At 46.1% G+C, this 13638-nt stretch carries 11 protein-coding genes; 7 read left to right on the forward strand and 4 right to left on the reverse strand.

The annotated features are described in order from the left end of the window. Positions 1 to 63 precede the first annotated feature (63 nt). The 3 genes from THEBA_RS05110 to THEBA_RS14950 all read left to right on the forward strand — a co-directional run bounded on the left by THEBA_RS05110 (position 64) and on the right by THEBA_RS14950 (position 3309). Positions 64 to 1323, forward strand: a complete 1260-nt coding sequence (locus THEBA_RS05110) for a 2-hydroxyacyl-CoA dehydratase subunit D (protein ID WP_014730720.1) — start codon at positions 64 to 66, stop codon at positions 1321 to 1323. After that, positions 1320 to 3038, forward strand: a complete 1719-nt coding sequence (locus tag THEBA_RS05115; protein WP_014730721.1) for an acyl-CoA dehydratase activase — start codon at positions 1320 to 1322, stop codon at positions 3036 to 3038. The genes THEBA_RS05110 and THEBA_RS05115 overlap by 4 nt, the downstream gene beginning before the upstream one ends. Before the next feature lie 121 nt (positions 3039 to 3159). Next, entirely contained in the window at positions 3160 to 3309 is a 150-nt protein-coding gene (locus tag THEBA_RS14950; protein ID WP_367358633.1) for a DUF2188 domain-containing protein, read from the forward strand. A gap of 495 nt (positions 3310 to 3804) precedes the next feature. Here the strand turns inward: THEBA_RS14950 and THEBA_RS05120 are convergent, their stop codons facing one another. Both THEBA_RS05120 and THEBA_RS05125 read right to left on the reverse strand, forming a co-directional pair. Then, positions 3805 to 4164 carry a cupin domain-containing protein gene (locus THEBA_RS05120; RefSeq protein ID WP_014730722.1) on the reverse strand — a complete coding sequence of 120 codons (360 nt, stop codon included), beginning with the start codon at positions 4162 to 4164 and terminating at the stop codon, positions 3805 to 3807. 52 nt (positions 4165 to 4216) lie between these two features. After that, on the reverse strand, positions 4217 to 5332 hold the full coding sequence (locus THEBA_RS05125) for a potassium channel family protein (RefSeq protein WP_014730723.1): 1116 nt from the start codon (positions 5330 to 5332) through the stop codon (positions 4217 to 4219). Between the two features lie 83 nt (positions 5333 to 5415). Here THEBA_RS05125 and THEBA_RS05130 point away from each other — a divergent pair, with 83 nt between their 5' ends. The 4 genes from THEBA_RS05130 (at position 5416) to THEBA_RS05145 (ending at position 11938) form a co-directional block, all read left to right on the forward strand. Next, positions 5416 to 7374, forward strand: coding sequence for an ATP-dependent helicase (locus THEBA_RS05130; RefSeq protein WP_014730724.1), 1959 nt, complete (start codon positions 5416 to 5418; stop codon positions 7372 to 7374). Positions 7375 to 7420: 46 nt separating this feature from the next. Beyond that, a complete protein-coding gene (locus tag THEBA_RS05135; RefSeq protein WP_014730725.1) occupies positions 7421 to 9568 on the forward strand; it encodes a sodium-translocating pyrophosphatase in 2148 nt (715 codons plus the stop codon). 95 nt (positions 9569 to 9663) lie between these two features. Further along, positions 9664 to 10830, forward strand: a complete 1167-nt coding sequence (locus THEBA_RS05140; RefSeq protein WP_014730726.1) for an MFS transporter — start codon at positions 9664 to 9666, stop codon at positions 10828 to 10830. After that, positions 10820 to 11938 carry an FAD-dependent monooxygenase gene (locus tag THEBA_RS05145; protein WP_014730727.1) on the forward strand — a complete coding sequence of 373 codons (1119 nt, stop codon included), beginning with the start codon at positions 10820 to 10822 and terminating at the stop codon, positions 11936 to 11938. Before THEBA_RS05140 ends, THEBA_RS05145 begins: the two co-directional genes overlap by 11 nt. Here the strand turns inward: THEBA_RS05145 and THEBA_RS05150 are convergent. Both THEBA_RS05150 and THEBA_RS05155 read right to left on the reverse strand, forming a co-directional pair. Further along, the gene (locus tag THEBA_RS05150; RefSeq protein ID WP_014730728.1) at positions 11927 to 12646 is read right to left on the reverse strand and encodes an ABC transporter ATP-binding protein; all 720 of its coding nucleotides are present in this window, start codon (positions 12644 to 12646) and stop codon (positions 11927 to 11929) included. The two genes, THEBA_RS05145 and THEBA_RS05150, sit on opposite strands and share 12 nt — an antisense overlap. After that, positions 12625 to 13638, reverse strand: a complete 1014-nt coding sequence (locus THEBA_RS05155) for an ABC transporter permease (protein ID WP_014730729.1) — start codon at positions 13636 to 13638, stop codon at positions 12625 to 12627. Before THEBA_RS05155 ends, THEBA_RS05150 begins: the two co-directional genes overlap by 22 nt.

The raw sequence follows: 13638 nt of genomic DNA on the forward strand, positions 1-13638 counted from the left end.
CTGACTAAATAAGGATAATGGTGGTGTCAGTGATTTTCGATGGCGGGAGTGAGGGCATAGTTAATGTCAAGAAAGAGTGTTAGATTCGGGAGCTTTCTCAGAAATCACATAGATGACAGAGATAGTTTCAAGAAATGGCTTCAGCTCGGCATGGCATTTGAGAACTTCAGAAGAAAGTATTTTCCAGACAGAGATCGACCGCGATTTGTCAATACGGTCAATCATTTGGCTTTGGAAGAGGTCTACCATGCAGTGAAGGGTGAGAAGACCGCGTGGGTAAATCTGATGAACCCTTCAGAACTTCTTCTTTCGGCGGGGCTTAGACCCGTTTCGGCCGAAGGCATTTCAGGCGCTCTTTCGTCTATGCATCTTGAGGACACGGCAATCTCTGTTTCTTCGCAGGCTGGAATAAGCGACTCTTTGTGCACTTTTCATAGGGCTTCTCTCGGTGTTTCTTTGAGAAAGTTACTTCCTCCGCCGAAACTGGTGATGACCACAAGCATTCTATGCGATGGAAACCTCCCGACTTTCAAGAGAATAGCTGGAGAGTACGATGTGCCTTTTATTCTGATCGATGTGCCCAGAGGTCGGAAGCAGGAAGCGGTTGGGTACGTCCTGTCTCAACTGAAAGATGTAATTGTCACAATTCAAGAGATCACCGGGAAGCCTTTCAAGATGGATGAGTTGTCATTGAGATTATCTTATGAAAGAGAACTGATAAATAACCTCGAAAAGGCTAGGCTCAGAGCGCACGACTCGTATCTTCCTCAGCATCTCTACGAACATATGAACTCGCTGTATGTCCTTCATACTCTTGCCGGTGATCCTCGAATTGCATTGGGCTCCAGAAACGTCGCGGAGAGCCTTAAAGTAATCCCCGAAAACGCAAAGAGGATACTATGGCTACACATACCACCTTATTACGACAATGAGTTATTCGAGTTATTTTCACCTAATAGTGAAAATCTAGTTGTAGGTAACGAACTTATGTGGGACTGGATATATCCAGTAGATCCCGACCGACCGCTAGAAAGCCTTGCAAAAAAGCTTGTTTTCAATCCGCTTTGCGGTAGCGTCGTTGATCGGGGCGAGTTCTGTTTGGGTCTCGCCAGAGATTTCAATGTCGATGGGGTTATCCACTTCTCTCATTGGGGTTGCAGGCAGTCTTCCGGAGGCGTACCTTTCCTCAAGAGGTTGTTTGAAAGTGAGAAGATTCCATTTCTAGAGTTAACGGGAGACTGTGTCGATCATTCATCACAAGGTGCGGGGCAGCTTCGAACAAGAGTGGAAGCCTTCCTCGAAATACTGGAGAATAGAAGATGATCTACTACACATGTAGCTATTTACCTTTGGAAGTACTTATGGGTAGTGATATTGCTTTTCAGAGGCTGATGACATCTTCTCCGACCTCGAGTCATGAACTGGGATGCAACCTTTGCGGATATGCAAAGACAGTCTATCAGAAGGGCATGGAGCTTGACTCGAATGATTGTCTCTTGATAGTCGATTCCTGCGATGCAATGCGTAGAGTTGGAGACCTTCTCGATGAACTCTCCTTGGCAAACGTATTCATCCTCAGATTACCCTGGAAAAGGGATGGAGAATCAGTAAGATTCTTGGCAGTCGAGATTCAAAGGTTAGTTTACTTCCTCGAGAGCTCAGGTATTTCCGTCGATCTTCGAGAAGGCATTCTTAGATTCAACAAACTTGTCGATTTTGTGCAAGCGAATGAAAAGAGATTGGCTGCAGGAGACCTTTCAAACCTATATTTACAGCCACTTAATGGCATGCAGGCAACTTACACTTCGAAATACGGAGCAACTCTAGGCAAGAGCCGGCTTGCAATAACCGGCGGGATAACTGACATTGGAGCTTTAGATGCAGCCGTTAAGAAGACCGGAGGCGTGATCGTTATGAACGACACCTGTTTGGGAGCTAGACCATTTTCAGAGAGAACCCAAGAGAAACCCGATCCGTTTCAAGCAGTTGCAGAGAGACTCCTTAAGTGGAGATCGCCGTGCGCTCGGTTCTCGGAGGGAGAATTTCGTTCAAATGGGGAAGTTGATGCGACGGTCTTTGTGGCACCGAAGTTCTGTGATTTCTATGATTTTGTGCGTCCTAAGGATGGCAAAAGTGTCTACAGAATAGAACTTGATTATCCTATCAATTCCCAAGGGCAGTTGTCGACGAGAATAGGAGCATTGATGGAGAAGAATAGCGTAAGATCAGTGTCACCTTCCAAGGAGGGAATAAAGATGCTTTTCGCCGGGGTCGATTCCGGTTCTACCACGACTAACGCAGTTCTGATAGACAAAGAAGGAAGAATCATTTTCTCGAAGACATTGAAGACCGGTGTAAGAGCTTCAAATACGGCCGAAGCTCTAATTGCGGAGATGACTGAAGTGGCCTCGAAGGAAGGCAAACGCATAGGAAAATGTGTTTCCACTGGTTATGGAAGGTTGCTGGTTTCCTCTGCAAGTGATAGGATTACGGAAATCTCATGCCACGCCAGGGGAGTCTTCGAACTCTTTCCAGAGGCAAGGGGGATAATCGACGTCGGTGGTCAGGACAGCAAGGTAATTCGGCTATCCCCGGACGGTAATGTCGATGACTTCGCCATGAACGACAAATGCGCAGCTGGAACGGGAAGGTTTCTGGAAGTTACGGCGGCCGCACTTGAACTTGAAATAGATGAGATGGCCCTTATGGCTAGGAAACGGAATAAAGACATCTCTATAAGTTCTGTCTGCACAGTTTTCGCAGAGTCCGAAGTCGTTTCCTTGATCGGAATGGGAGAGAGGATCGAGAACATCTCGTCTGGTCTGTTTAGAGCCATTGCCAAGAGAGTTGGAGCAATGTATTCGAGACTTGGATCTCCCGTTCCCCTTGTTTTCACCGGGGGCGTTGCGAGAAACTCTGGAGTTGTTGACGCTTTGAAGGAACTTTTCGGAACAGAGATCATAGTCCCTGAAGCTCCGGAGATAGTGGGGGCCTTTGGAGCTGCGCTGATCGCAAGAGACTCGGTGGTTGAAGATTAGCTTTGATGAACTTGTGAGCTTCACTCAATATTGCTTCTTCACAAAACTTGGGAAGTGAGCCAATGGATTTTGATGATTAACTGAAGAAAGTTCCAGAGATCAGAGAAGGTTTATTGAGGATATTTCTCATGTCAAACCCCACGAGGACAAATGGGTAGTCGACCATGAAAGTGAAGAGAAGATGATTCATGTGTTCGAAGAGAAGGTTGATGCAGTTAAGGCGGCCTCAGAGATGGCCAGGAACAGCCCGATAAAAGACTGTGATTCATGATTCAAATGGAAACGTGGAAAAACAAAACGGTGTGAATTGGTAAGTCTCTTCAAGAATGCTTTGGAGCTACGAGAGTGTTTATTCCTGTGGCACTTCATAATAGATTGTCCAGACACTGTAAGATTTCGCAAAAACTCTGTTGTTTTGGAAGAAAGAAATAAACTGCGCAACGAGGCCACTCTATCTTGTTCAAAGCAAAGTTCAATCCATTTGAAAAACAAGTATGGAAGTCCAGGAGTAAACAGAATGAAGCAGCCTCGAGATAGCAGACGTTAATCTTAGAACACCAAAACATTACCTGAACAACAATGAAACAAGATCATATCTTCCCTGGTTGGAATTACAAATGCGTCTCAGAGCGGAAAATACACCCTTGGGCGGAAGCGATGAGTAAAAACGAGATAAGAGTAGTCGTTTTATACTCCGTGAGATCTCTTAAACAAAGCGGTTTTCACTGCTACCCTAATAGTTTTCAATGGAACATTTGCGACTGAGTCACCTTTTATCTATTTTGAATACCCACTGCGCAAAGACTCCTGATTCAACGATTACAGTATGTGCTAGACCGGCTGGAATGAGAAGAGATTCGCCAATTTGAAGCGTATGTTCTTCATTAACTATCATTTCGTCGCTTCTGTACTCTCCTTCAGAAATCTCATCCACCTTCCCTGTGAGTTCACCGGTCTTGACCTTTGCCTTTCCCGAGATTACTACATATAGATCGTGCTGATTCCTGTGTGCTTCAGGCCTTCCAGAAAACGGGGCTTTGAGCTCTACTGCTTTAGCCGAGAAGCCAGCCACTTTTTGCGCGAAATCAAGACTGTTTGCCGAGCATTTGATTGCCCTGTCTGCCATCCTAGTCCTCCTTTTAATATCAAACATAGTTATGGTCCTTGAAAACTACTGGTTATAAATCTCCAAACTCTCCTGCTACAGGCGTCGAAAGATAGTTTCCCTCTAAGATAAGTGGGATGAACGAGTTGTTCTCTTGAGGCTCGACGTTCAAATTACCGCCGAGCAAGCTCTGAAGTTTTTCAACCTGCTCATGCTCACCAAGCACCATGAGACTGTCTCCCGGCTTTACAATAGTTGATGCGCTCGGGTTGAATTTGTTCACACCGTCGCAGACCGTTGCAATCACAATCAACCCAATCCTTTGAGGAATTTTCAAAGCTTCAAGCGTCATGCCCTCTGGTCTGAAATTGCCTGGCACTTTCACTTCTTCGAAGCGAAGCTGAAGCGAACCCGATTGAGATATCGTGTCAAGAAAGCCGATTACAGTTGGATTAAGCATCATCGTAACCATTCGATGCGCACCGATTTCTTGAATGGGAATCACTTTGTCGGCCCCGGCATAGTTCAGCTTGTTGATGTTCTCGCGATGGGCAACTTTTGAGATTATCTTCATGCTCTTGTTCATTCCCCTGGCGGTGAGAACAACAAAAATGTTGTCCACGTCGTCCGGTAACCATGACATCAAACCTTGAGCCTTCTCTACTCCCGCGCTTTTTAGCGTTTCTTCTTCAGTGGCGTCTCCAGAAACATAGATCAGCTTTCCTCCCTCTCGTGAAGTCAAATCTTTGAGCCTCTCTTCGCTCTTCTCAACAATTACCACATCGTTATTTCTCTTCGACATCTCGTGAGCGATAGTCGACCCCAGATCACCACCGCCGATTACTATAAAATGATTCTCAAGCTTCTCTATGGTTTTCAAAATTCTTCTCCTCCTGATCATTTTGTTTACCCTACCTTCGACGAGAAAGGCAGTTATGTTGGATACGGCGTAAACAACTATGGTGATACTGGCAAGAATCACTATGCTTGTAAAGATTTTTCCTGCCTGAGAAAGTTCGGTAATCGTCCCATATCCGACAGTAGAGATCGTTATCATTATCATAAATATCGAATCGATCGGACTGTACCCTTCGATTATCGAGTATCCGATAATTCCAACCAGAAACACTGCTGCCAGTAGAATGAGAGAGACTACGATCTGTTTTGCACCGCCAGTTTCGTTCGTCATGATTTCCTCCAGGTAGAAAGTGTCAAAGTGAAGCCACTTCGCCCTTATGGTAAAATCTTATCAGAAGGGGGCCGCTGTCGTCGATGAAGAAATATACTCTCAAAAGTTCAGAAATTCCCGGATTTTTAACCGAAGGACTAGACGAAGAGCAGTTGAAGGCTGTCATTGAATCAAGCGGCCGTTCTTTAATAGTTGCAGGACCGGGTTCTGGAAAGACAAGAGTCATAACTTACAAAATCGCTCATCTTGTTTCAAATTCAATAAACCCCCAAAACATTCTTCTAGTGACTTTTACCAGGGCGGCTTCCAGAGAAATGATCGATCGCGCAAGACGTGTTAGCGGATCGAACCTTAAGGGAATGCTTTCGGGTACTTTTCACCATGTCTGCAATTATTTCTTGAGAAAGTATGCTAAGGCCGCTGGCTTAGCGGAAAATTTCACGATTCTTGACAGAGAAGATGCCAAAGACCTCATAAAACACTGTAGAACAGAATTACTAGAAGAGAGAAAGGGTATCAATAGTTCGACTCTTCCTTCAGCGGGCGTGCTACAGAGTATCTACTCGTATTCGGTTAATGTTCTTTCATCTCTTAGAGAGTCTACAGCGAGAAAGAACAGGAAGTTTCTCGGCTCTTATGATGAGATTGAAGAGATCTGGAAACGGTACGTTCAAGAGAAGACTGTTCAGAACTGTGTCGACTATGACGATCTTCTCCTTAAAGCGCTAAAGCTCTTCAACGACAATCCATCGATCTTGAACAAAGAGGCCGAGAGGTTCAGATGGGTTCTAGTCGATGAGTTTCAAGATACGAACGTTCTTCAGTTCAGACTCGTTGAAATGCTTTCCTCGGTCCATGGGAACCTTATTGTCGTAGGTGATGACGCTCAGTCCATCTACTCTTTCCGTGGAGCAAGGTTTGAGAATGTCTATGATTTTCTTTCGGCTAAAGATGCCAGGATCTACAAGATACAGACGAACTACCGTTCAACTCCTCAAATAGTCGAACTGATAAATTCGATAGTTCCTCAGGATTCAATTGAAAAACAGCTGAGAGCCGTTCGTATGAACGGGCCGATCCCGGTTGTTGCCGAGACCTGGGACAATCTTGAGGAGGCATCTTTCGTTGCCCAGAGAATTCAAGAACATATAGATGACGGGGTAGATCCCGAAAACATCGCCGTCCTGTATCGTTCGCACTATCACTCCCTTGAGCTACAGATGGAGATGGACAAGCGAAAAATGAATTTCACTCTCTACTCGGGTCCCAGATTTACAGAGACGGCCCACGTGAAGGATATTCTCGCATTGCTCAAAGTAATAGAGAATCCTCTTGATCAAGTTTCCTGGGGTAGGATTTTGAGGCTATTTCCCGGCGTGGGAAATGCGACCTCCCTCAGGATAATTCAGGGTATCTCAGCAGCTGCCAACGACGGTCACAGAGCTGAGGAGGTAGTAAACTCCCATGTGAGCAAACGGATAAAACTCGATAAACTCGTGAGTATTTTGGGTGCAACGAATGAAGAGGAGCCTCCAACGGAAATCGTTAGAAGGTTTTATGCCGATTTTTACGGTGATTATCTCGACGAGAAGTTTCCGGATGCTAGAGAGAGAAGAATGGATGTTGAAAGACTTATAGAGATCGCGGGCCGCTACATTTCCATATCCGATCTGCTTGAGGATCTGGCTGTCAGCGAAAAGATAGACATTGAGCGCGAGTCGGCTGAAAAACAGCCGTCGGTTGTACTTTCCACTGTGCATCAGGCGAAGGGTCTTGAATGGGAGGTCGTGTTTATTCTAGCGGCCAATCCCGGCGATTTCCCAAATTCAATGGCAATATTAGAAGGTTCTCTCAGCGAAGAAGAACGAATATTCTATGTTGCCGTTACTAGGGCGAAAGATTATCTTTACATACTCAGGCAGAAGGGCGGGAGATCGAGACCTATGATAGGGAACAGATACGTCTTTAGAAGCGGGCATGATTTCGTAGAGAAGCTCCCTAAAAACTGCTTCGAAAGATGGGATGTCAGCTGGGATTCCTAATGGAGACAATTGTTCCAATATAGTAGCAAAGTAGGAGGGAGAAGAAATGAACTCACTGTACTTACCACTTGTAGCAGGGATCATATCTACCATCTTTGCTTTCGTCATGTTGCGGAGAACTCTTGGGTTTTCGCAGGGTAACGACAGGATGAAAGAGCTATCTAAGTACGTTCAAGAAGGTGCCTCTGCTTTTTTGGAGGAAGAAGCAAAAAAGATATTCCTTGTTGCGGTAATTCTTGCAGCCGTCCTGGGAATAATCTTTCAGTCTTTCAAGTACCCGATTGTCCTTCTCTTTGGAGCCCTTGTTTCTGAGGCCGCAGGAGTAATCGGAATGTATGCGGCCACGAGAGCGAATGCAAGGGTAGCAGCCGGGGCAGAGAGCGGATTGTCAAGTGCTTTCAAAGTTGCTTTTTCAAGCGGATCCGTTATGGGGCTCGCCGTCGCCGGTTTCTCCTTAACGGGTTTGGCAGTTGTAATGCTGGTTTTTAAGAGCTCCTTTGTTTTTGAAGGCATTACCGATCTTTCGAAAGCCTTTGGAAGGATCTCTTACATAGACGGTGTAATGATACTCAGCTCTTATTCACTCGGAGCCAGTCTCATTGCGCTGTTCGACAGGGTAGGCGGAGGTATGTACACTAAGGCGGCTGACATGAGTGCCGACCTTGTGGGAAAGATCGAAGAGCATATCGAAGAGGACGACCCGAGAAATCCCGCAACAATAGCCGATAACGTAGGTGACAACGTTGGCGACGTTGCAGGTTTGGGGGCGGACATTCTCGAGTCTTATGTGGCTTCGATCGTCTCTGCAATAGTTCTTGCTATTTTCATGAAGTTTGCTGATCATGGAACTATGACCGAGTCCCAGTATTATGGGCTGATATTGCTTCCGGTCCTGATAGCCGGCGCCGGTGTTCTTTCTTCACTGATTGGTGTTCTTGTAGTTGCAAGCTTGAAGTCTAAGGATGCCCGCAAGAGTCTCAGTTTTGGGAATCTATTTACCGGCGGTCTTGTCCTGGCATCGGTAGCGATAGTTATAGGGATCGCAGCGCCCGATTATCCATTCAAAGATGCATTCTTAATCAATCCCGAATTCGTTTCACGGTGGAGACTTTTTTTTGCAATTGCTTCCGGCTTGATTGCAGGAATAATCATCTCAAAGCTCAGCGAGTATTACACGTCCGATGACTACAAACCTACAAGAAAACTCGCGAAAGACACTCAAAGTGGAGTCGCGATAAACATCACCGGCGGTCTCGCTCTTGGAATGGGCAGCACTCTATGGCCAGTGATAACCTTAGCTATTGCCATACTTGCGGCATATTTGTCTGCAGGGGTCTACGGAATAGCCATAGCGGCCCTTGGAATGCTTTCCTTTGTCGGATATATCGTTTCTGTTGACTCTTACGGCCCAGTTGCGGACAACGCGGGCGGTATTGCTCAGATGGCAAATCTGGATCCGAAGGTAAGGAAGCTCACAGACCGACTAGATTCTGTAGGCAACACTACTGCGGCCATAGGGAAGGGCTTTGCAATAGGGTCTGCAGCTTTTGCTGCTCTTTCACTAATAGTATCTTACATATGGGGTTCGGCTGGGACAGCGGAAGAAATCATAAACAATCCAGTAATTAATCTGGTAGAGCCCTATACACTTATCGGAATTCTTTTAGGAGGAATGCTTCCCTTCTTCTTCACGTCACTTTTGATCAAGGGAGTGGCCGATACAGCAAATCTAATGATAGTTGAGATTAGAAGGCAGTTCAAGGAAACTCCTGGGATCAGGACTGGAGAAGCTGTGCCTGACTACAGGAGATGCATTGAAATTACGACAAAGGGTGCGGTTAGCAGAATGCTTACTCCCGGAGTTGTGGCGATCGCCTCACCGTTCATTGTTGGATTCCTTTTTGGTAGGTCGGCAGTTGCCGGTTTGCTGGTTGGCGGACTCTCCAGCGCAATCATGATAGCTATATTCAGTGCAAACTCCGGAGGAGCCTGGGACAATGCGAAGAAATTCATTGAAACCGGTGAGTATGGAGGAAAGGGTACGCCGACTCACGAAGCTGCAGTCGTAGGAGATACAGTGGGAGATCCGCTGAAGGACACCGTTGGTCCTTCTATGGATATTCTTATCAAGTTGATGTCTGTAGTTTCTCTGGTCTTTGGCTCTCTCTTCCCGGTAACACCATTCTTTATGTAAAATAGTTATATGGTTGGCGCGGTCTTCAAGACCGCGCTTTTTTCTTCTTGAAGTACCTCTGTCAAAGTTGCAATACCTCGTGTTAGAATTCTCTCATGGACACAAAGAAAGCTTTTAGCCTGATTTCATCTTATGGTTTCTTTCTCTTTGGGTTTACATCAATAATACTTGGAAGCGCATTGCCGGCTATCGAGAAGAGCTTTGGCTTAGACCATCAGATCGCAGGCGTTTTGCTTTCACTTCCTACGCTTGCCTTTATGGCTTCGGCTATTGTCGTTAGTTCTCTCTCTAATCGATTTGGACCCTTTAAATTGCTTGCCGCAGGCATTGTGTGCATTGCTGCAGGATTGACCGTCCTCTCTGTTGGTCGGTCATTCTGGCTTTTGTTAGTAGGAAGTATGACAGTGAGCTTCGGGACGGGAAGTATGGAAACTTCAATTGGAATAGCAGTCTCAGGACTGAACTACAAAAAGCCTGGGGGAGCTTTGAACCTCATGCATTCTTTCTTTGCGATAGGTTCAATTATCTCGCCTCTTATCGTGGCGGCCTTTCTTGTTGACTACACGTCATGGTGGAAGCCGTTTCTCATAGCTCTCTTTGTATCGCTTCTGCTGTTATCATTCATTCCGTTTCTTTACGGAATACCCTTTGTAGGAAGTGATGAGAAGGCTACTCACTTCAGAAAGGAGATTTTTTCCAAGAAGATCTTCTGGCTTATTATGGTGGGTGTTCTTCTTTATGTGGGCTACGAGATTGGTTTCACTTCATGGCTTTCGAGCTTCATGTTTGAATCGAAGGGTATTGAGATGAGATACGCGAGCATCTTTCCGGCGCTTCTCTGGGCAGGGATATTCGTCGGGAGATTACTGGCCGGGATCTTCGTCGATAAACTTGGATACGAGCTGTCGCTTTTGATGATGGTGATAATAGCTTTTGTTTCGTTTGGAGCAGCGTTGCTTCTCCAATCCGCCATTGCGATTGCGTTAGCGGTAGTATTTGCTGGTTTTGGCTTTTCTGGAACTTTTCCCACGCTTCAAGCCATCCTCATATCCTCCATGAAAAATGGAATCGGGTTCGCAATTGGAATGTTCACAGTTGCTGCATCAATTGGCGGCGCAATGTCTAATTTCCTCGTAGGGCTTCTTGGCCATCACTTCGGTATGATGGCCGGTGTTATCTTCATCTTGTTTCTCATCTTTCTTGAGATGGTCGTTGTGCTTTTAATAATGAGAGTCAGGAAGGTGAGAGTCGATGCACAGTAAGGTAATAATAGTTGGAGCAGGCCCCGCTGGACTCGCCGCCTCAAGAATCTTTGCCCGTGACGGAATAGATTTCCTTCTTCTTGATTCTAAAAGCTTCCCACGAGAAAAGGGCTGCGGAGGGGGTTTGACGCCAAGATCTTTGAAGAGGGTCCACGAGATATTTCCCGAAGTGGATATCGAGGGCTTCGACTGTCACGAGTTAAGCATAAACAGGTTAATCGACGGACAGATGAAGCATCTTACTACTCTGATGTCAAAGAAGACAATATTCAAAACTGTTGACAGGAAGGAATTTGATAATGCTCTTCTCAAATCCATAGTTGAGAGAGGCGGTAGATTCCTTTCTTCAAGAGTGAGAGAGATCGTGAAAGAGGAACAAGGTTTTGTCGTTAAGACAGATGAAAGAGAGTTGACCTCTGACTATGTAATCGTTTCGGCCGGCGTTTTTGGGGCAAAACTCCTTGGACATGAACCACCCTCTTTTGGAGTTGCATATTATGGTTACAGCTCTCCCACGGGAAGTGCTTCCGTCACCTTTATCCCCAATGGTTACCTTTGGAGTTTCCCTGGTGAGTCTTTCGACTCTGTTGGAGGTGGGATTTACCCCGATTCGGAGAAGACTCCCTCTTATGAAGAGATGAGTACCTTGATAAAGAGATCTTTCGGTGAAGAGATTGATTTGCGGGGGACACCAATCCCTACTTTCAATACCGATGTAGTTCTTAGTTTGAACAACCTATACACGAATTTGCTGGTTGCAGGAGACAGCGCGGGACTTGTTGATAACTGGACGGGCGCCGGTATCGATTTTGCTCTCGATTCTGGCAGACAGGCTGCACTCTCGATCATTGAGGATGGTTACAAAGGCAAAACTGTTAACGAAAGATATCTTGAAAGGCTCTTCCCGGCAGCCAGGCATCTGCAAATCGCAGACGCCTTCAGAAAAAGGTTCAACAGGAATTTCGAAGAACATTTAGATCTTCTCAAGGGAAGAATGACTGGGAAACTTCTTTCTAACTATCTTGGCTACTACGTTAAGGGTCCTTACAGACTCGCATTCAAAAGCCTATTCACTCGTGGAATCTCAAGTCGCCAACTACACTGCTGAAGTCACCCGAGGAACGATATTTCTCATCCCGTCATTAACCACTTCGCCTTCCATCAGTCTCATCAGCCTTTCTCCATATGAATTAGCGATATCCATGTTGTGTGTGATCATGATTATCGTAATGTCATATTCTCTGTTTATCCTTTCAGTCAACTCCATGACTCTGGAAGCGCTGTCAGGGTCTAGAGAAGCAGTGTGTTCGTCGAGAAGGAGAAGCCGCGGTTTCGACAAGATCGCCATCACCATGGCCAGAGACTGTTTCTGCCCACCTGAAAGCTCGCCTGCCTTGGTTTTCAGTCTGTCTTCGAGCCCCAGTCCCAGATCCCTTAGCAACGATATTGCCTCTTCTTTGACGGAACTGAACTTGAAAGGCCTATTTCCCTTCTTTGAGGCTATTATCAGATTTTCGGCAATGGTGAGGGCCGGAAATATGCCTGTGTTCGGATCCTGGTAAACCCTACCGATGAACTCCGCAAGTTTGTGTGGCTTCATGTAATTCATTGTCTTACCGTCGATCATGTAGAGACCGGATGTCGGCTGAACCTCACCGAGTATCACCTTAAGAAGGGTGGATTTTCCCGCACCGTTTGGCCCCACGATTGTCACGAACTGCCCCTCTAGAACTGTGAGACTCACATTTTTCAGTGCCACCCTTTCGTTTTCCATCCCTGGATTGTATGTAACAGTCAGATCTTTGAATTCGACCATAACCTCTTCACCTCCTGCTTCACCTTTCGTTTACCTCCACTTGAAGAAAGCTGACGCAATCCAATAACCGTGATAATAAAAACTGCTGTGAGTAGTTTCATGTCGCTTGCAAGAAAGCCGATCCTATATCCGTATCTCATCGCTAGGGAGAGAAGTGCCTGATATATCACTCCACCCACTATTGGAGAAAGCAGGCCGTAGAAAAGCTTTACTCTCCCGAGAAGTATCTCGCCCATTATTACCGAAGCCAGTCCCGTTACAACCATTCCCTGCCCAATCGTTGCGTCAGAGAACCCACTGTAGAGGGCGAAAAGTCCGCCACTCAACCCTATAACGCAGTTGGCAATGGTAAGCCCCGCAATGGCAAGAACATCCTGGGATATTCCGAAAGACACCACCCCCGAGGGATTACTGCCAAATGCTCTCAGTGTCATTCCCGGGTCAGATTTCAATGCAACCGACAGAACTACAACCACAGCAGAAATTAAGACAACTATTAGTAACAAGTCAGAACCATCGAGCTGGTTATTAAAGATATTCTTGGCAACTACCGTTGTTCTTGATTGGCGCTTCTCAGTGTTGATCTCAAGCTCTTCGAAAAGGTTATCTAGGCCAGTACCGCCGCTCATCTCCTCGAAGCTTTGAGTTGTCCCCTCTGGAACGACTCTTGGAACTGGGAGATTGGGTCCGCCCATTACCCTGAGATTGACTGAGTAAAGCATTGTCATGACCAAAATTCCGGCAAGAAGAACGTTGATCTTGAGCTTTCTATGAATAGTCCCCGTAATGCTTCCGGCAATGGCTCCCGTTAAGGCGGCTAGCATTATCGCAATCCAGGCGGGAAGACCGGAGACAAGTGCTTTTACGGCAACGGCTGCTCCGAGGGCAAAGGAACCGTCCGTCGTAAGATCGGGAAGATCAACAATTCTGAATGATATGTAGACTCCCAGGGCCATCAGGCCGATTATCAATCCCTGTTCCAGAATCGCCAT

This window comes from Mesotoga prima MesG1.Ag.4.2, assembly GCF_000147715.2.
Classification (GTDB): domain Bacteria; phylum Thermotogota; class Thermotogae; order Petrotogales; family Kosmotogaceae; genus Mesotoga; species Mesotoga prima.